The 17,556-nt window shown below is 64.7% G+C and carries 17 protein-coding genes and 1 tRNA gene; 6 read left to right on the top strand and 12 right to left on the bottom strand.

Features of this window, described 5'->3' with window-relative positions:
* The first annotated feature begins 78 nt into the window (after nucleotides 1-78).
* A complete protein-coding gene (locus HUK72_RS01250) occupies nucleotides 79-1,002 on the top strand; it encodes a LysR family transcriptional regulator (protein ID WP_176597687.1) in 924 nt (307 codons plus the stop codon).
* A 139-nt stretch (nucleotides 1,003-1,141) separates the two neighbouring features.
* Here the strand turns inward: HUK72_RS01250 and HUK72_RS01245 are convergent.
* A tRNA-Ala gene (locus HUK72_RS01245) sits at nucleotides 1,142-1,217 on the bottom strand.
* A 231-nt stretch (nucleotides 1,218-1,448) separates the two neighbouring features.
* Here HUK72_RS01245 and HUK72_RS01240 point away from each other — a divergent pair.
* Nucleotides 1,449-2,390 carry a DUF2171 domain-containing protein gene (locus HUK72_RS01240; protein ID WP_176595171.1) on the top strand — a complete coding sequence of 314 codons (942 nt, stop codon included), beginning with the start codon at nucleotides 1,449-1,451 and terminating at the stop codon, nucleotides 2,388-2,390.
* Between the two features lie 135 nt (nucleotides 2,391-2,525).
* Here HUK72_RS01240 and HUK72_RS01235 read toward each other — a convergent pair whose 3' ends face one another.
* The 4 genes from HUK72_RS01235 to HUK72_RS01220 all read right to left on the bottom strand — a co-directional run bounded on the left by HUK72_RS01235 (nucleotide 2,526) and on the right by HUK72_RS01220 (nucleotide 7,518).
* Nucleotides 2,526-3,362, bottom strand: a complete 837-nt coding sequence (locus HUK72_RS01235) for a CoA ester lyase (protein ID WP_176595170.1) — start codon at nucleotides 3,360-3,362, stop codon at nucleotides 2,526-2,528.
* Nucleotides 3,359-3,811 carry a MaoC family dehydratase gene (locus HUK72_RS01230; protein WP_176595169.1) on the bottom strand — a complete coding sequence of 151 codons (453 nt, stop codon included), beginning with the start codon at nucleotides 3,809-3,811 and terminating at the stop codon, nucleotides 3,359-3,361. Before HUK72_RS01230 ends, HUK72_RS01235 begins: the two co-directional genes overlap by 4 nt.
* Entirely contained in the window at nucleotides 3,811-5,709 is a 1,899-nt protein-coding gene (locus HUK72_RS01225) for an acetyl/propionyl/methylcrotonyl-CoA carboxylase subunit alpha (protein ID WP_176595168.1), read from the bottom strand. Before HUK72_RS01225 ends, HUK72_RS01230 begins: the two co-directional genes overlap by 1 nt.
* 207 nt (nucleotides 5,710-5,916) lie before the next feature.
* The gene (locus tag HUK72_RS01220) at nucleotides 5,917-7,518 is read right to left on the bottom strand and encodes a carboxyl transferase domain-containing protein (protein WP_176595167.1); all 1,602 of its coding nucleotides are present in this window, start codon (nucleotides 7,516-7,518) and stop codon (nucleotides 5,917-5,919) included.
* 45 nt (nucleotides 7,519-7,563) lie between these two features.
* Between HUK72_RS01220 and HUK72_RS01215 the strand changes: the two genes are divergently transcribed.
* A complete protein-coding gene (locus HUK72_RS01215; protein ID WP_176595166.1) occupies nucleotides 7,564-7,902 on the top strand; it encodes a DMT family protein in 339 nt (112 codons plus the stop codon).
* A 106-nt stretch (nucleotides 7,903-8,008) separates the two neighbouring features.
* Here the strand turns inward: HUK72_RS01215 and HUK72_RS01210 are convergent, their stop codons facing one another.
* Complete coding sequence (locus tag HUK72_RS01210) at nucleotides 8,009-9,154, bottom strand: isovaleryl-CoA dehydrogenase (RefSeq protein WP_176595165.1); 1,146 nt, start codon at nucleotides 9,152-9,154, stop codon at nucleotides 8,009-8,011.
* A gap of 86 nt (nucleotides 9,155-9,240) precedes the next feature.
* On the opposite strand from HUK72_RS01210, the gene HUK72_RS01205 reads away from it, so the two are divergent.
* Nucleotides 9,241-10,101, top strand: a complete 861-nt coding sequence (locus HUK72_RS01205; protein WP_176595164.1) for a LysR family transcriptional regulator — start codon at nucleotides 9,241-9,243, stop codon at nucleotides 10,099-10,101.
* Between the two features lie 201 nt (nucleotides 10,102-10,302).
* Here HUK72_RS01205 and queA read toward each other — a convergent pair whose 3' ends face one another.
* The 5 genes from queA to HUK72_RS01180 all read right to left on the bottom strand — a co-directional run bounded on the left by queA (nucleotide 10,303) and on the right by HUK72_RS01180 (nucleotide 14,026).
* Complete coding sequence (queA, locus tag HUK72_RS01200) at nucleotides 10,303-11,331, bottom strand: tRNA preQ1(34) S-adenosylmethionine ribosyltransferase-isomerase QueA (RefSeq protein ID WP_176595163.1); 1,029 nt, start codon at nucleotides 11,329-11,331, stop codon at nucleotides 10,303-10,305.
* A gap of 138 nt (nucleotides 11,332-11,469) precedes the next feature.
* The gene (locus tag HUK72_RS01195) at nucleotides 11,470-12,237 is read right to left on the bottom strand and encodes a peptidylprolyl isomerase (RefSeq protein ID WP_176595162.1); all 768 of its coding nucleotides are present in this window, start codon (nucleotides 12,235-12,237) and stop codon (nucleotides 11,470-11,472) included.
* A 94-nt stretch (nucleotides 12,238-12,331) separates the two neighbouring features.
* Complete coding sequence (gene coaD / locus HUK72_RS01190) at nucleotides 12,332-12,841, bottom strand: pantetheine-phosphate adenylyltransferase (protein ID WP_176595161.1); 510 nt, start codon at nucleotides 12,839-12,841, stop codon at nucleotides 12,332-12,334.
* Nucleotides 12,842-12,845: 4 nt separating this feature from the next.
* Complete coding sequence (locus HUK72_RS01185) at nucleotides 12,846-13,754, bottom strand: polyprenyl synthetase family protein (protein ID WP_176595160.1); 909 nt, start codon at nucleotides 13,752-13,754, stop codon at nucleotides 12,846-12,848.
* Nucleotides 13,755-13,765: 11 nt separating this feature from the next.
* Entirely contained in the window at nucleotides 13,766-14,026 is a 261-nt protein-coding gene (locus HUK72_RS01180) for an exodeoxyribonuclease VII small subunit (protein WP_176595159.1), read from the bottom strand.
* Between the two features lie 179 nt (nucleotides 14,027-14,205).
* Here HUK72_RS01180 and HUK72_RS01175 point away from each other — a divergent pair, with 179 nt between their 5' ends.
* On the top strand, nucleotides 14,206-14,586 hold the full coding sequence (locus tag HUK72_RS01175; protein ID WP_176595158.1) for a hypothetical protein: 381 nt from the start codon (nucleotides 14,206-14,208) through the stop codon (nucleotides 14,584-14,586).
* A 208-nt stretch (nucleotides 14,587-14,794) separates the two neighbouring features.
* Here HUK72_RS01175 and HUK72_RS01170 read toward each other — a convergent pair whose 3' ends face one another.
* Nucleotides 14,795-15,223, bottom strand: coding sequence for a DUF805 domain-containing protein (locus HUK72_RS01170; protein WP_176595157.1), 429 nt, complete (start codon nucleotides 15,221-15,223; stop codon nucleotides 14,795-14,797).
* Nucleotides 15,224-15,328: 105 nt separating this feature from the next.
* On the opposite strand from HUK72_RS01170, the gene purL reads away from it, so the two are divergent.
* Complete coding sequence (purL, locus tag HUK72_RS01165) at nucleotides 15,329-17,503, top strand: phosphoribosylformylglycinamidine synthase subunit PurL (protein WP_176595156.1); 2,175 nt, start codon at nucleotides 15,329-15,331, stop codon at nucleotides 17,501-17,503.
* Nucleotides 17,504-17,556: the final 53 nt, after the last annotated feature.

Below are 17,556 nucleotides of genomic sequence, written 5' to 3'. Positions count from 1 at the left end.
CTGCGATATTAAGCTGGGTGCGAGCGGCGTTCAAAGATCAATAAGGTCATAACGCCATACCGGGGAGGTATATACATGATGGACTTCCGCCTTCTGCGCTATTTCGTGGCCGTCGCTGAAGAGGGAAATTTCAATCGCGCGGCAGAGCGCCTGCACATCGCGCAGCCCCCCTTGTCACGCGCCATCCAGCAACTCGAAGCGCAAGTCGGCGCGCCATTGCTCGACCGCGCAAGCCGGCCGCTGCGGCTGACCGATGTGGGCAGGCTCCTCCACGCGCAGGCGTTGCAGCTTCTGTCGCGGATGGAGGATGTGGAAACGATGGTGAAGACGGCCGCCACCAGCCAGCGGCGGCAATTGGTGATCGGCTTCGTCGCTTCGACCATTTATGCGCGCCTGCCGGAATTGATCCGCGAATTTCGCAAGGCGGCCGAAAATGTCGAGCTGGTCCTGGTCGAAAGCACGACGCTGGAACAGATCGCCGCGCTGAGGGAGGGGCGCATCGATGTCGGCTTTGGCCGCATCCGCCTGGAGGACCCGTCCGTGCGGCGCATCATCCTGCGTGACGAAAAACTGGTTGCCGCCTTTCCGCTGGGACATCCCCTGGCCGACGGAGAAGGGCCGGTTTCGCTGCGCGACCTGGCCGATGAGCCGCAGATCATCTATCCGCGCGCGCCCCGCCCCAGCTATGCCGATCAGGTCATTTCGCTGTTCCGCGACCATGCCATCGAACCGCGCATCGTCCACGAAGCGAGGGAGCTGCAAATCGCCATCGGCCTCGTCGCGGCCGAGGAGGGCATAGCGATCGTCCCCGAATCGGTGCAACGCGCGCGCAGCCACGACGTCGCCTTTCGCGAACTGGCGGAGCCGGCCACATCACCGATCATCATGAGCCACCGGCTAGGCGATCGTTCGCCCGAACTCGCGCTCATGGCGGCGGTGGTCGCCCGCAAATATTCCGAATGGGGCTATGAGGTTCCACCTGCGCTGGAAGAGGAGTTCTGACACCTGCGCCCTTTTGGTCGACGCGCTGAATGTAGACGCTGCAGCGGGCAATAATGAGCCAGCGCACGGAAACCGAAAAATCCGCGACAGAAATGAGGTCCATCCCCAAATGGGGATAATCCATCAATTCAAAGGGAAATGGTGGAGCCGAGGGGGATCGAACCCCTGACCTCGTCATTGCGAACGACGCGCTCTCCCAGCTGAGCTACGGCCCCAAAGGAGCGCTGCCTATAAGCGAGCGATTGCGCCCATGCAACGGTCTTTTTGCGCAAAAATGCAGCGCCTTGCCGATCGGCGTGGACGGCGGCGCGACAGGCCCGATCTGTCGGGGCAAAGGCGGGACATTACCCCCGCGTAACGGGCGGAACGATGCGGCCGCATGCTCATTGGTGCCCTAACGGCGATCGTGATCGAACGCCGTGGAAAAGCAGACAAGGAGACGGACAATGGGTTACCAAGGTGGACGTCGCTATGGTGACGGCGATCGGAACTGGACGGATTGGGACCGCGATTCCGACCGTTACGGCGCGCGGCGCGAGTGGCGGGACGATCGCAGCTATCGCTATGGCACGCGCGGCCAGTTTGGGGGACCGGGTTCGGGATATGGCGGGTCAGGGTCCAGGCGCCCGCCGGAGGATTATGATCCCGACGAACGCGGCTTCTTCGACCGCGCCGGTGACGAGATACGGAGCTGGTTCGGGGACGAAGAGGCAGAGCGGCGCCGCGAATATGACGATTATTATAATCGCCCCTATGGCGACCCGCGCGACCAGAGCAGCCGGATCGGCTATGCCTCTGCCTCCAATTCCAGCCGCTACCTGCCCAATCGCGGCTATGCGCCCTATACCGGCGAACGCAGCGGCTTTGGCAGCGAGGATCATGGCTACCGGGTGCGCGCCTTTGGTGCGAACCATGATTATGGCGAGCATCACGACGCCAATTATTATGCCTGGCGCCAGCAGCGGATCAACGAGCTGGACCGCGACTATGCGGAATATCAGAATGAACATCGCCAGCGGTTCAACAATGAGTTCGGCAGTTGGCGTACCCGCCGGGGGGAACAACGCCAGGCTGTCCAGCAGGTTCGCGAGCATATGGAAGTCGTCGGCAGCGACGGCGAGCATGTCGGCACGGTGGACAAGCTGCGCGGCGACCGCATCATCCTGAGCAAGAACGACCAGGATGCCGGCGGCGTGCATCATTCCATCCCCTCCTCCTGGATCCAGTCGGTCGACGCGCAGAAGGTCACGCTGGAGAAGACCGCCGAGCAGGCGCAGGCCGCCTGGCGGGCCGAGCGCGAACAGCAGGCGCTGTTCGGGTCGCGCGAAGACGATAATGATCGCTACGACACCAGCAGTTCGACCTACGAAAAAGGGCGTTATCGATGATCCCTTAGGGTCGGGACAGCCCTGACCGGGAGCGCGCCATCGAAAGGGAGGCGCGCTCCGGACCATCCGGACATCGGCGGACCGGCCGATGAACGGCAGAATGAATGAAAAGGTCCGGCCCCAGGCCGGGCCTTTTCATTCGGCCGCGGCCAATACCCGTTGCGCCTGGATGAGATGGGGCCGGTCGATCATCTTGCCATCCAGTTTCAACACCCCGGCGCCGGGATTGGCGGCGAAGGCGTCGATCACCGCCCTCGCCCGGGCGATTTCCGCTTCGGTCGGGGTAAAGCCTTCGTTGATAGCGGCGACCTGGACCGGATGGATCGCCATCATGCCGGTGAAGCCGTCGCGCCGCGCTCGCCCGATATAAGCCTTGAGATCGTCCATCGCCTCGATCCGGGGGAAGACCGTGTCAATCGCCGGGACGCCCACGGCATGGGCGGCGAACAGCGTCAGGCTGCGCGCCATTTCGAACGGCGCGGTGTAGCGGCCATCCTCCTCGCGGGAGGTCGAGGCGCCGACCGAGGCGGGCAGATCCTCCGCCCCCCAGGTCAGGCCCGCCAGCCTGTCGCGCACCTGCCGGAACGTGCCCAGCTCGAAGATGGCGGTGGGCGTTTCGGTCGCGATGGGCAGGATCGGTGGCACATTGGCGCCGTCGGCCAAGGCGATCAGCGCCTGGATGCTGGCCGCGCCTTCCGCCTTGGGCAGCATGATCCCGTCCGGCGAAGCGGGCAGCACGGCGGCCAGGTCGGCGCGGGTGTGATCGCCGTCCAGCGGGTTCACCCGAACAAAGGCCACGCAGTCGCGGGGCGAGGCCAGCCATTCCGCAATCGCTTCCCGCCCATAGGCCTTGCGCTCCGGCGCGACCGAATCCTCCAGATCCAGGATGATGGCGTCGGCGCCGCTGGCTGCCGCCTTGGCGAAGCGTTCGGGACGGTCGGCGGGAACGAAAAGCAGCGAACGGAGCTTCATGCGGGCCTCTTCTTCAGCAGTGCCATGCGCAGGCATTGGCAGACGATTTCGTCCCGCTGGTTATAGAGCCGATGCGTGAATGTCACGATCCCTCCTTCGGGGCGCGAGCGGCTTTCCTTGAGGTCCGTCACTTCGCTGTCCGCCCGCATCGTGTCACCGATGAAGACGGGCTTGGGCATGACGAGCTTGTCATAGCCCAGATTGGCGACCAGCGTGCCCAGGGTCGTGTCGCCCACCGACAGCCCCACCATCAGCGCGAAGGTGAAGGTGCCGTTGACGAGAATCTGGCCGAACTCCGATGCTTTCGCGGCTTCGGCGTCCAGATGCAGCGGCTGGGGATTGTGGGTCATGGTCGAGAAGAGGAGATTGTCGGTTTCCGTCACCGTGCGACGGATGTCATGGGTTATCCGGTCGCCAATCTGCCATTCGTCATAATAGCGGCCCGCCATCACCCTTCCTCCCGCTCAACCAGCACCAGCAGCGCGCCTTCGCTGACCTGGCCACCTTCGGACGCGTCCAGTTCCGCCACTATGCCGTCGAAGGGCGCTGTCAGGCTATGCTCCATCTTCATCGCCTCCAGCGTGACCAGCTTCTGGCCCTTGGCGACCTTGTCGCCCTGCGCCACGGCGACGGCGATGATGCGGCCCGGCATGGGGGAGAGGATCGCGCCGTCGGACGCGGCCAGGCCGCCTGCCTTGACGGGCGGGGTCTGGCTGAAGAACCAGCTTTGCCCGGCTTCGGTGACGATGATCGTGCCGTCGCGCTCCATGTCGGAGCAGAGACCGGTGCGCGGATCATCCGATTGCGCTTCCGCTACGACATGGCGGCTGTCCACGAACAGGTCGACCTTGGTCTTCGACTGTCCGTTGAGGCGGAAGCCGAACAAGCCGTCGCGAAAGGACCGATCGTCCCAATCGCTCCGGGCGAGCCAGTCCCTGCGGAATCGCTCGCCCGCCGCCGCAAGGACTCTGCCTGAGGGGCCATCGATCGTTGTCAGCGCCTCTCCCTGCCGCTCGATCAGGCCGGTGTCGAGACGACCCTCGGCAAAATCGGCCATGGAAAGGCAAGCGTGCAAAAACGGCTTGTTGGTGTGCAGCGGCCCGACAAAACTGCTGTCGAGCCAGCGGATCAGGTCGCCCCGCGCTTCCTCCCGATCCTCGCCATGGCAGATGACCTTGGCGATCATCGGGTCGTAGAAGGAACTGACGGTATCGCCCTCCTCCACGCCCGTTTCCACGCGGGCTCGGTTGTCGAACAGCAGCCGGTCGATCTTGCCGGGGCTGGGCAGGAAGCCTTTGGTGGGGTCTTCGGCATAAAGCCGCGCCTCGATGGCGTGGCCGTTGATCGACAGCTCCTCCTGCTTTTTCGGCAGCGGTTCGCCGCTCGCCACGCGGAGTTGCCATTCGACCAGATCGACGCCGGTGATCTCTTCCGTCACTGGATGCTCGACCTGAAGGCGCGTGTTCATCTCCATGAACCAGATGCGGTCGGCGCGCAGGCCTTCGCTGGCGTCGGCAATGAACTCGATCGTGCCCGCGCCGACATAATCCACCGCCTGCGCCGCCCGGACCGCAGCGCCGCAAATGGCTTCGCGGGTGGCCGCGTCCATGCCGGGTGCGGGGGCTTCCTCGATCACCTTCTGATGGCGGCGCTGGAGCGAGCAGTCGCGTTCGAACAGGTGCACGACCTGGCCGTGGCTGTCCCCGAACACCTGCACTTCGATATGGCGGGGCGAGAGGATATATTTTTCGATCAGCACCTGGTCGTTGCCGAAGGAGGACGCCGCCTCCCGCTGGCAGGAAAGCAGCGCGTCGGCAAAATCCGCCGCCACTTCGACGCGCCGCATGCCCTTGCCGCCGCCGCCTGCGACCGCCTTGATGAGCACGGGATAGCCGATGGCGTCGGCTTCGGCTTGCAGGCGCTCTGCGCTCTGGTCCTCGCCCAGATAGCCGGGGGTGACGGGCACGCCCGCGTCGGCCATCAGCGTCTTGGCGGCGTCCTTCAGGCCCATGGCGGTGATGCTGGAGGGATTGGGGCCAACCCAGATGAGGCCCGCGTCGATGACGGCCTGCGCGAAGGCGGCGTTTTCCGAGAGGAAGCCGTAGCCGGGGTGGATCGCTTCGGCCCCGGTCGCCTGGGCGGCGGCAATGATGCGATCACCGATCAGATAGGATTCGCGCGCCGGGGATGGGCCGATATGCACGGCTTCATCGGCTTCGCGGACGTGGAGCGCTTTCGCATCGGCGTCGGAATAAACCGCAACGGTGCGGATGCCGAGACGCCGGGCGGTGCGGATGATGCGGCAGGCGATCTCGCCGCGATTGGCTATGAGCAGGGATTTAAGCACTGTGCCCTCCCAACGCGTCATGCTGAACTTGTTTCAGCATCCATTTCTCCTCTGGGCCCCGATGTAGATTGGACGCGCTGCGGCTAATGAGCGCCTGACGCTCATGACTCCGCGCCTTAGGCCCGATGGATGCTGAACCGTAGGTCGGCGCAAGCCAAACAGGTTCAGCGTGACGGGTGGGGACGGGGTGTGCCATTGTCCCTCCCCTCACATGCGGAACACCCCGAAGCGGGGCGCCTCCTCGACCGGGGCGTTGAGCGTGGCGGCGAAGGCGATGCCCAGCACGTCGCGGGTCTGGGCGGGGTCGATCACGCCGTCGTCCCACAGACGCGCGGTGGCGTGATAGGGGTTGCCCTCATCCTCATATTTCTGGCGGATCGGGGCCTTGAAGGCTTCCGCCTCGTCGGGCGTCCATTTCGCGGCGTCGCGGTGGACGGTCGCCAGCACGCTCGCCGCCTGCTCGCCGCCCATCACGGAGATGCGGCTGTTGGGCCAGGTGAAGAGGAAACGCGGCCCATAAGCCCGCCCGCACATGCCGTAATTGCCCGCGCCGAAGCTGCCGCCGATCAGCACGGTGATCTTGGGCACGCTGGCCGTCGCCACCGCCGTCACCAGCTTGGCGCCATGTTTGGCGATCCCCTCCGCCTCATATTTGCCGCCGACCATGAAGCCGGAGATATTCTGGAGGAACAGCAGCGGAATGCGACGCTGACAGGCCAATTCGATGAAATGCGCGCCCTTCTGCGCGCTCGCGCTGAACAACACGCCGTTGTTCGCGAGGATCGCGACCGGCATGCCCCAGATATGGGCGAAACCGCAGACGAGCGTGGTGCCGTAGAGCGATTTGAACTCGTGAAATTCGCTGCCGTCGACGATGCGGGCGATCACTTCGCGCACGTCATAGGGGGCGCGGACATCCTGGGGGATGATGCCGTACAGTTCCGCCGGGTCATATTTCGGCGCCTTGGGCTCGCGCAGGTTGAGGTCGATCTCCGCCGCCGGTTGCAGCGTCGAGACGATGTCCCGCACGATGGTCAGCGCATGCTCGTCATTTTCCGCGACATGATCGACCACGCCGGAGCGGCGACCATGCACTTCCGCGCCGCCCAGGTCTTCGGCGGAAATGACCTCGCCCGTCGCGGCCTGCACCAGCGGCGGGCCGGCGAGGAAGATCGTGCCCTGGTTGCGCACGATCACCGTCTCGTCCGACATGGCGGGCACATAGGCGCCGCCCGCGGTGCAGCTTCCCATGACGCAGGCGATCTGCGGGATGCCCCGCGCCGACATTTGCGCCTGATTGTAGAAGATGCGGCCGAAATGCTCGCGATCCGGAAAAACCTCCGCCTGGTTGGGCAGGTTCGCGCCGCCGCTGTCGACCAGATAGACGCAAGGGAGCCGGTTCTCCATCGCGATCTCCTGGGCGCGGAGATGCTTCTTCACAGTCAGCGGATAATAGGTGCCGCCCTTCACCGTGGCGTCGTTGCAGACGATCATCACCTGCCGCCCCGACACGCGGCCGATGCCCGCGATCATGCCCGCGCCGGGCACCTCGCCATGATACATGTCGTTGGCGGTGAGCTGGCCCACCTCCAGAAACGGGCTGCCCGGATCGAGCAGCCGCTCCACCCGGTCGCGGGGAAGCAGCTTGCCCCGCGCCACATGCTTGGCCCGCGCCGCCTCGCTGCCGCCGAGCGCCGCCTGCGCGACCTTCGCGTGCAATTCGTCGCGCAGCGCCCGGTTATGCGCGGCGTTGGCGCGGAAGGCATCACTCTCCGCCGAGAGCTTCGTGTCGAAAATAGGCGCACTCATGCTCTTGCGCTCCCCTGCCCTGCGGTTGCATATCCCAGGCTATCCATGCCGACCATCCTGCTCCTCACCATATCCAACCTGTTCATGACCACCGCCTGGTATTGGCACCTGAAGGGCGGGATGAATAAACCCCTTTTCGCCGTCATTCTGATCAGTTGGGGCATCGCCTTCGTCGAATATTGCTTCGCCGTGCCCGCCAACCGCATCGGCTTCGTCAGCGGCTGGAGCGCTGGCCAGCTCAAGATCGCGCAGGAAGCCATCGCGCTGCTGATCTTCGGCGGATTCATGGTGACGGTGCTGGGCGAGCCGCTGCACTGGCGCCATCTCGCCGCTTTCCTCTGCATCATGGCGGCGGTGGGTTTTCTGTTCGTGGGGCGGACATGAGAGCGCGGCATGTTCCTGCGAAGGCAAGAGCCTAGTCCCGTCGTCTGAACTGGGTTCCTGCCTTCGCAGGAACACGTAACGGGCTTGGGCGATGATAGGATCACATTCACACGCCGATCAGTTCGCGGCCGATCAGCATGCGGCGGATTTCATTGGTCCCAGCCCCGATGTCGAGCAGCTTGGCGTCGCGCATGTAGCGCTCGACCGGCCAGTCCTTCGTATAGCCCGCGCCGCCCAGCGCCTGGACCGCCTCCAACGAGACCTTCATCGCATTTTCACTCGCCAGCAGGATCGCGCCTGCCGCGTCGAAGCGGGTCGTCCTGCCCCGGTCGCAGGCCTGCGCCACGGCATAGACATAGGCCCGCGCCGAATTGAGCGCGACATACATGTCCGCGACCTTGGCCTGCATGAGCTGGAAGGCGCCGATGGGCTGGCCGAACTGCTTGCGCTCCCGCACATAGGGCAGCACCACGTCGAGACAGGCCTGCATGATGCCGAGCTGGATGCCGGACAACACGGCGCGCTCATAGTCGAGGCCCGACATCAGCACGCCGACGCCGCCGTTGAGCGGGCCCATGATGTTTTCCTCCGGCACTTCGCAATCGTCGAAGACCAGTTCGGCGGTGGGCGATCCGCGCATGCCGACCTTGTCGATCTTCTGCCCGATGGAGAAGCCCTTGAAATCCTTCTCGATCAGGAAGGCGGTGATGCCACGCGACCCTTCGCCGGTCTTGGCGTAGACGACCAGCGTGTCGGCTTGAGGGGCGTTGGTGATCCAGAATTTGGTGCCGTTGAGGACATAGCGGTCGCCGCGCTTCTCGGCGCGCAGCTTCATCGAGACGACGTCCGACCCTGCCCCCGCTTCCGACATGGCGAGCGATCCGACATGCTCGCCGGAGATCAGCTTGGGCAGATAGCGCGCCTTCTGCTCCGGCGTGGCCCAGCGGCGGATCTGGTTGACGCATAGATTGGAGTGCGCGCCATAGCTGAGGCCTATGGAGGCGGAAGCCCGCGCCACCTCTTCCTGCGCGACCACATGCTCCAGATAACCGAGGCCAAGGCCGCCATCCGCCTCATCGACGGTGACGCCATGCAGGCCGAGCGCGCCCATTTCAGGCCACAGCTCACGCGGGAACCAGTCCTTGGCGTCGATCTCCGCCGCGAGCGGGGCGATGCGGTCGCTGGCAAAGCGCGCGGTCGTCTCGCGGATCATCTCCGCATTTTCGCCAAGGGCAAAATCGAAATCGGTCATGGCAGGCTCTCCTTGCTGCGCATCCTATCGCCCAACGCCGTGCAAGAAAAATTGAAACGGCGCGGGAAAGTGTATAGTTTCTATCTATGATCGAACGCTATCTCCTGCGCTATTTCCTCGCGGTCGTGGACCATGGCAATTTTTCCCGCGCCGCCGCCCATTGCCTGGTGTCGCAACCGACGCTGTCGGTCGGCATCGCCAAGCTGGAACAGGCCGTGGGCGCGCCGCTTTTCCTGCGCAGCAACCAGCGCGTAGAACTGACCGAGGCCGGGGCGCGGTTGCTGACGCATGCCCGGCGGATCGAGCGCGAGTTCAACCTGGCCGAACTGGCGGGGGAGAAGGCCGAGCAGGCGCCCGTGCTGCGCGTCGGCGTACTGCTCAGCATAGCGGGAGAAGCTATGGCCTGCGCGGTGGCAAGCTGCGCCCCTGCCGAACAGGGCCGGATCGAGTTCATCCCCGGCAGCGAACGCGAATTGCTGGGACGGCTGGATGCGGAGCGGATCGACGTGGCGCTCACGCTGATCCGGCCGGGCACGGACCGCTTCACCACGCAGCCGATCATAGAGGAAGGCTATGGCATCGCCCTGTCGGACAGGCACCGGCTGGCCGGGCGGGAGATGGTCACGGCGGAGGAGCTTGGCGCCGAAACCATGATCGTCCGTCGGCATTGCGAGGCTCTGTCGGCCACCAGCCGCTATTTCGTCGACCGCGGCGTGCGGCCCCATTTCGCCTTCCGATCGACCAATGACGAGCGGGTGATGCAGATGGTCGCGGCGGGACTGGGCATCACGGTCATGCCGGACAGCTATCGCTGGCCCGGCATGGCGCGGGTGGCGCTCAAGGATTTTGGCGAGCGGCGGCGCGTGGGGTTTCTTTACGGCGCGCGGGCGGCGGGGTTGCGCGGGGTGCCGGTGCTGAAGGCGTTGGAGGCGGCGTTGGGGGTGTAGGGGGAAGTTTGGCCACTGCGGATGTTAAGCGATACGTGCTCCCGCGAGGGCACTCGATCGAGACAAGCGGCTCGTGAGAGCTCAATCCTGCCCTCTGTAAATCATCGCACCGTCTCAACTGGGCTCCCGCCTTCGCAGGAGCACGGTGCATTCTAGGAAACGACGCAAGCAGACCGTTCGCTAACCACCCAAATCAGCCACTCAAGGCAGCAGCAGCGAACTATCCCCATAGCTGTAGAAGCGATACCCCCGCGCAATCGCGTCGGCATAGACAGCCTGCATCCGCTCACGCCCCATCAGCGCGCTGACCAGCATGAACAGGGTCGATTTGGGCAGATGGAAATTGGTCATCAGCCCATCCACCGCCCGGAAACGATAGCCCGGCGTGATGAAAATCCGCGTTTCGTCGGCAAAGGGACGGATAATCCCATCCTCTCCCGCCGCGCTTTCCAGCAACCGCAGGCTGGTGGTGCCCACCGCGATCAGCCGCCCGCCCGCTTGCCGCACGGCATTCAACCGGTCCGCCGTCGCCTGGTCGATCCGTCCCCATTCGGCGTGCATGCGGTGATCGTCGGTGTCCTCCGCCTTGACGGGCAGGAAAGTCCCCGCGCCGACGTGCAGCGTCAGCGTCTCTGTCCCCACGCCCGCCGCCGCCAGCGCCGCCGTCAGCTCAGGCGTGAAATGCAGCGCCGCCGTGGGCGCGGCCACCGCACCGTCCTCCCGCGCAAACATGGTCTGATAGTCGCTGCGGTCGCGCTCGTCCGTGGGGCGCTTGTTGGCGATATAGGGGGGCAGCGGCATCCGCCCGGCGCGCTCCAGCAGGACTTCCACCGGCTCCTCGCCTTCGAAGCTCAGCGTGACGCCGCCATCCTCGTCGCGCGGCCCGGCGATGGCGGTGACGCCCGCGCCGAAATCGATCCGGTCGCCGTCGCGCACCCGCTTGGCGTTGCGGAGAAAGGCCTGCCATTGGCGCAGGCCGAGGCGCTTGTGGAGGGTCGCGCCGATCCTCGCCTCGCCGCGCAGGCCTTCGAGCTGGGCGGGGATGACCCTGGTGTCGTTGAACACCAGCACGTCGCCAGAGCGCAGCAGGCCGGGCAGGTCGCGGACGATCCGGTCCTCGAACGGCACGTCGCCGGACACCAGCAGCAGCCGAGCCGAATCGCGGGGGGACGCGGGCCGCAGCGCGATGCTTTCGGGCGGGAGGTCGAAATCGAACAGGTCTACGCGCATGGGGCGCCGTCCTCAGTACAAATCGTCATGCTGAACTTGTTTCAGCATCCATTTCGCCGGATCGAGCGGAGAGTGGTGAGGCACGATGGATGCTGAAACAAGTTCAGCATGACGGGTGAATGATGAGACGCCGCCTTGTTACTTCTTCTTGGTCGCAACCGGCTTCTTCACTGGTTTAGCCTGCTTAGGAGCAATGATGGCGGGCGGAGGCGCCACAGGGGGCAGCAATTGAGTCACCGTTACCGGCGGCTTGCCGTCACTTTCGATCGATGCCTGCAGGATAAGCGTCGGATCGGCGGGCGGTTCGCCCTGGTGGATCGCGTCGACATATTGCATGCCGTCGATCACCCGGCCGAAGACGGTATATTTCTTGTCGAGCTGCATGCGCGGCAGGAAGACGATGAAGAACTGGCTGTTCGCACTGTCATCGCTCTGGGCGCGGGCCATGGAGACGGTGCCGCGCAGATGCGGCATCGGGTTGAACTCCGCCTTCAGGTCGGGAAGCGTCGATCCGCCAGTGCCGTCGCCCTTGGGATCGCCGCCCTGCGCCATGAAGCCGGGGATGACGCGGTGGAATTTGAGGCCGTTATAGAAGCCCTGCCGCGTCAGTTCCTTGATCCGCTCGACATGGGTGGGCGCGATGTCGGGGCGCAACTGGATGCGCACGCGACCGCCGCTCGACAGGTCGAGATCCCAGATATTCTGGGGGTCGGCCGGCACCGTCGCGGGCGGCAGCTTGGAGGCGGGATCGAGACCGAGCTGCTTCGCGGTCTGCTCCGCGCGGACGGCAGCCTCTTCCTTTTTCGCTTCTTCCGCATTGCGCCCGCCCTGAGCCAGAGCCGCGCCGCTCGATGCATAGAGAGCGAAACCGATCGCCACGGTCTTAAGCGCCGACGTGAACCGCATGAACGAAGCTTTCCTCATATTTGCCCAGGGACGAATGTGCCCCTGATAGCGTGCTCTTGGCGATTGGCAACTGAACGAAGGCTGAGTCGAAGCTTTACTGGCCCTTAAGGCCGAGCTTCGCCACCCGTTCCACCACATCGTCGCGCACCGCCGGGCTGACGAATTTATGGATCGGCCCGCCGTAAAGCGCGATTTCCTTGACCAGACGCGAGGCGATCGGCTGGAGCGAAACGTCCGCCATCAGGAAAACCGTCTCGACCCGGCCGTTGATCTGCTGGTTCATCCCCGCCATCTGATATTCATATTCGAAGTCCGCGACGGCCCGCAAACCCCTGATGATGACGCTGGCCCCCTGCGATTCGGCAAAGTCCATCAGCAGCGAGTTGAAGCCGGTGACGACGATTTCCGTGTCGATCCCGGCGCATTCGCGGCGCACCATGTCCAGCCGCTCCTCGTCGGAGAACATGGGCGATTTGGAGATGTTGGTCGTGACGCCGATCACCAGCTTGTCGACCAGCTTCGCGCCGCGCCGGATGATGTCCATATGACCCAGAGTGATCGGGTCGAATGTGCCGGGATAAACCCCCACCCTCTGCTTGCTCATGCCCCTAGCGATCCCTTTCCACGATATAATCCGCGATGGCGCGCAGCAGGTCGGCCTCCGGACCGAAGCCGTGCAGATGCGCCTTGGCCTGTTCGACGAGCAGGCGGCCCTGTTCCCGCGCCCGCTCCACCCCCAGCAGCGAGACGAAGGTTTCCTTGCCCGCCGCCGCATCCTTGCCCAGCGCCTTGCCGGCGACATCGGCGTCGCCCTCCACGTCGAGCAGGTCGTCGGCAATCTGGAAGGCCAGGCCGATGTCCCGCGCATAGCCGTGCAGGCGGGTCCGCGCTTCGGGCGGGATGCGCGCCATGATCGCCGCCGCGTCCACGCAGAAGGCAATGAGCGCGCCGGTCTTCAATTGCTGGAGCCGGGTGACGGTGGGCAGGTCGAAGCTCGCCTTCTCCGCCTCCAGGTCCATCATCTGGCCGCCCGCCATGCCGCTGGTGCCGCTGGCGACGGACAGCGCCTTCACCAGTTCGACGCGGACGAAGGGGTCGGGATGGGTTTCCTCGTCCGCCAGCACTTCGAAGGCCAGATCGTGCAGGCAATCGCCCGCCAGGATCGCGGTCGCTTCGTCGAACGCCTTGTGGACGGTGGGCTTGCCCCGGCGCATGTCGTCGTCGTCCATCGCCGGCAGATCGTCATGCACCAGCGAATAGACATGGATGCATTCGATCGCGACGCCGACCCGCAGCGCGGAATCCCGCGAGATGTTGAACAGATCGCTGGCCGCCTGCACCAGCAGCGGACGCAGCCGCTTGCCGCCACCCATGGCGGCATGGCGCATCGCTTCATAAAGGCGCCTGCGCGGATCGTCGGGAATCGCCAGCAGCATGTCGAATGCGCGGTCGACCTCCGCCGCAAGGGCGGCGGCGCGGCTGGCGACCAGGGACGAGGCGGAGGAGGCTCCGCTCATGCCTGCGGCTTTCAGTCCGTGCCGAAGGGCTGCGCGCCCGTGACGGCCCCGCTGGCGTCCAGGGTCAGCTTGGCGATGCGCGCCTCCGCCGCCTGGAGCCGTTCCATGCAGCGCTTCCGCAATTCTTCACCCTGCGAATAAAGCGAAATGGATTCGTCGAGCGGCACGTCCCCGCTCTCCAGCCGCCGGACGATCGATTCGAGCGCGCGCAGCGCATCCTCGAACGACATTTGTGACGGATCGCCTTGCTCTATCATGCTGTCTTGCGCCATTTCCCTGCATTGGCCGCCCCCGCCCGCCCGGTCAAGCCCGCAGTCAGCGCATTGGGGCCATTACGGCCGATTCCGGGTTTCCCGTCATGAAAACGTCATGACGTCGCGTCAGTGGCTGGCGGACTTATGGCAGTTTTGCGTTGACGCTTGGCGTAGCTAGTGCACATAGAAGGACCGCTATGAAATATCATCTTTCCCTGATCTCCGTGGCGGCGCTGGCGCTGCTGTCGGCCTGCAACAAGAATGACGAACCCGAAGTCGTGGGCGGCCCCGCCGATCCCATGGCCGAGAAGCTGGCCAATGCCGCCCCCGTCGAGCTGCCACCGATGGTGAAGGAAAGCCATCAGTATCGCTGCAAGGACAACAGCCTGATCTTCGTCGACTTCATGAGCGACGACAAGACGGCGAACCTGCGCACCGAGAAGGACGGCGCGCCGACCAAGCTGACTGCCGCCGAAGCGGGCAAGCCCTATGAAGGCGCTGGCTATAAGGTCGAGGGTTCGGGCAAGCAGATCACCGCCACCCTGCCGGGCAAGAGCGCGGTTAGCTGCAAGGGCTGATCCTTTTCGTTTTCCTGCAAGTTCGGGCCGGTCCTCCCATGCGGAGGCCGGCCTTTTTCTTTCAAGCGAGGCTTTGGCTTAAGCTTAGGGCTGTTAGGGCGACGTGCTCCTGCGCAGGCAGGAGCCCAGTCCCCAGCTTGCGTTCAAAGGTGAAGTCAGAACTGGGCTCCTGCCTGCGCAGGAGCACGTCGCTTCACAAGGCAGACCATCAACGCAACTCCGGCTCTCCCACCTCCACCGGATCGGGGCCGAAGCGGTTTGCCCCACGCGTGCCGCTCATGATGAGGAAAATGAGCAGCACGATGCTGCCGATGAAGGGAAAAACGACGATCAGCAGCCACCAGCCGCTGCGGTCGCTGTCATGGAGCCGGCGGACGGACACGGCGATATGCGGAATCAGCATGGCCAGCGCGAACAGCCCGGTCAGCGGCCCGCCGCGGGTGCTGTAACCCGCACTCGCCCACCAAGGGCCCCGCTGGAACCAGCGGTCGGTCGTGGTGAGGCCCAGCGTCGTTTCGACCAGCGACAGTGCGATGAAACAAAGCAGCAGGAACAGGACGAACATCCAATATTCCTTGGGCCGCGCCCGGCCGGAGAATTTGGCATAGCGGCGCAGCGGCAACAGCATCCATTCCATGGGCAACTCCCCTTTTGTCGTCCGACCTGCGAAAGCTATCATGTTTTCGCCCGTGCGCGAGCGTCAGCATTGTCTATCGGGCGCTCCCCCGCTAAAGGCGCGCACATGTCCAGCACCGCACCCCAGATCACGCCCCAGGTCGTAGCCGAACACGGGCTTTCCCCGGAAGAATATGATCGCGTCCTGCACGCGCTCGGCCGGGAGCCGAATCTCACCGAACTCGGCATCTTCTCGGTCATGTGGTCGGAGCATTGCTCTTACAAAAGCTCGCGAATCCATCTGAAGAAGCTGCCGACCGAAGGGCCGCAGGTCATTTGCGGCCCCGGCGAGAATGCGGGCGTGGTCGACATCGGTGACGGCCAGGCCGCGATCTTCAAGATGGAGAGCCACAACCATCCGTCCTACATCGAACCCTATCAGGGCGCGGCGACCGGCGTGGGCGGCATATTGCGCGACGTGTTCACCATGGGCGCGCGGCCGGTGGCGAACATGAACGCGCTGCGTTTCGGCCGCCCGGATCATCCGAAGATGAAGCATCTGATCGCCGGCGTGGTGCATGGCATTGGCGGCTACGGCAATTGCGTGGGCGTGCCGACCGTGGGCGGCGAGGTGAATTTCCACCCGGCCTATGACGGCAACATTCTGGTCAATGCGATGACCGTGGGCGTCGCGGAGACGAACAAGATTTTCTATTCGGCGGCGTCCGGCGTCGGCAATCCGATCGTCTATGTGGGGTCCAAGACCGGCCGCGATGGCATTCATGGCGCGACCATGGCCTCGGCTGACTTTGGCGAGGATTCGGAAGAGAAGCGCCCAACCGTGCAGGTGGGCGACCCCTTCACCGAAAAGCTGCTGATCGAAGCCTGCCTCGAACTGATGGCGTCGGATGCGATCGTCGCCATTCAGGACATGGGCGCGGCGGGCCTCACCTCCTCCTCGGTGGAAATGGCGTCCAAGGGCGGCGTCGGCATCCTGCTCGACATGGACATGGTGCCGCAGCGCGAAACCGGCATGACGGCCTACGAAATGATGCTGTCGGAGAGCCAGGAGCGCATGCTCATGGTGCTCCAGCCGGGCAAGGAAGAATTTGCCGAAGCGATCTTCCGCAAGTGGGAGCTGGACTTCGCGGTGATCGGCCATGTGACCGACACCGGCCGCATGGTGCTGGTCCACAAGGGCGAAACGGTGTGCGACATTCCGCTTGGGCCCCTGGCCGACGATGCGCCGCTCTATGACCGTCCGGCGATGCCGAAGGACGAATATAAGCTCTGGTCGGGCGTCAAGCCGCTGGGCGATATTCCGGCTTCGGACATTGGCGCGGACCTGATCAAGCTGATGGGTTCGCCCGACATCGCGTCGCGTCGCTGGATATGGGAACAGTATGACCATATGGTCGGCGCCGACACGGTGCAGCGCCCCGGCGGCGACGCGGCGGTGGTCCGCGTCCATGGATCGCAGAAGGGCATTGCAATCAGCACCGACTGCACGCCGCGCTATTGCTATGCGGACCCCTATGAGGGCGGCAAGCAGGCAATTGCGGAATGCTATCGCAACATCAGCGCGGTCGGCGCGACGCCGCTGGCTGTCACCAACTGTTTGAACTTCGCCAATCCGCAGCGGCCGGAGATCATGGCACAGTTCACCGGTTGCCTCGAAGGCATGGGGGACGCCTGCCGCGCGCTCGACTTCCCGATCGTGTCGGGCAATGTGTCGCTTTACAACGAGTCCAAGGCGACCGGCGGCGGTTCGGCTATCCTGCCGACCCCAGCGATCGGCGGCATCGGCCTGCTCCAGAATGTCGATGTGATGGCGACCGTGGCCTTCAAGCAGGAAGGCGATGCGATCTGGGTCATCGGCGGCGAAGGCAGCCATCTCGGCCAGTCGATCTGGCTGCGCGAGATCGCCGGTCAGGAAGCAGGCGATGCACCCAAGGTCGATCTGGCGGCCGAACGCGCCAACGCCGAAGCCGTCCGCGCACTGATCGCGGAAGGCAAGGTCAATGCGGTGCATGACATTTCGGACGGCGGCTTGCTGGTTGCCGTGACCGAAATGGCGCTGGCCGGGAAGATCGGCGCGGAACTGACTATCGCCCTTACGACGGCGAGTGCGTTTGGCGAGGATCAAGGCCGGTACATCGTGACCGCGGCGCAGGGCGTGGAAATTGCGGGCGCGGTGAAGATCGGGACGACCGGCGGCGACAAGATCGCGAGCGTGGCGCTGGCCGAGCTGCGCGGCGCGCATGAGAGCTTCTTCCCCGCGCTGATGGACGCGGAACTGTAAGACAAAAAGCAATCGTGTTCCTGCGCAGGCAGGAACCCAGTCCTGCCGTCCGA

The sequence above is a fragment of the Sphingobium sp. 15-1 genome (assembly GCF_013375535.1).
Lineage (GTDB): Bacteria > Pseudomonadota > Alphaproteobacteria > Sphingomonadales > Sphingomonadaceae > Sphingobium > Sphingobium aromaticivastans.
Note: the sequence above shows the minus strand (reverse complement) of the source record. Positions and strands in the feature narration are given on the sequence as shown.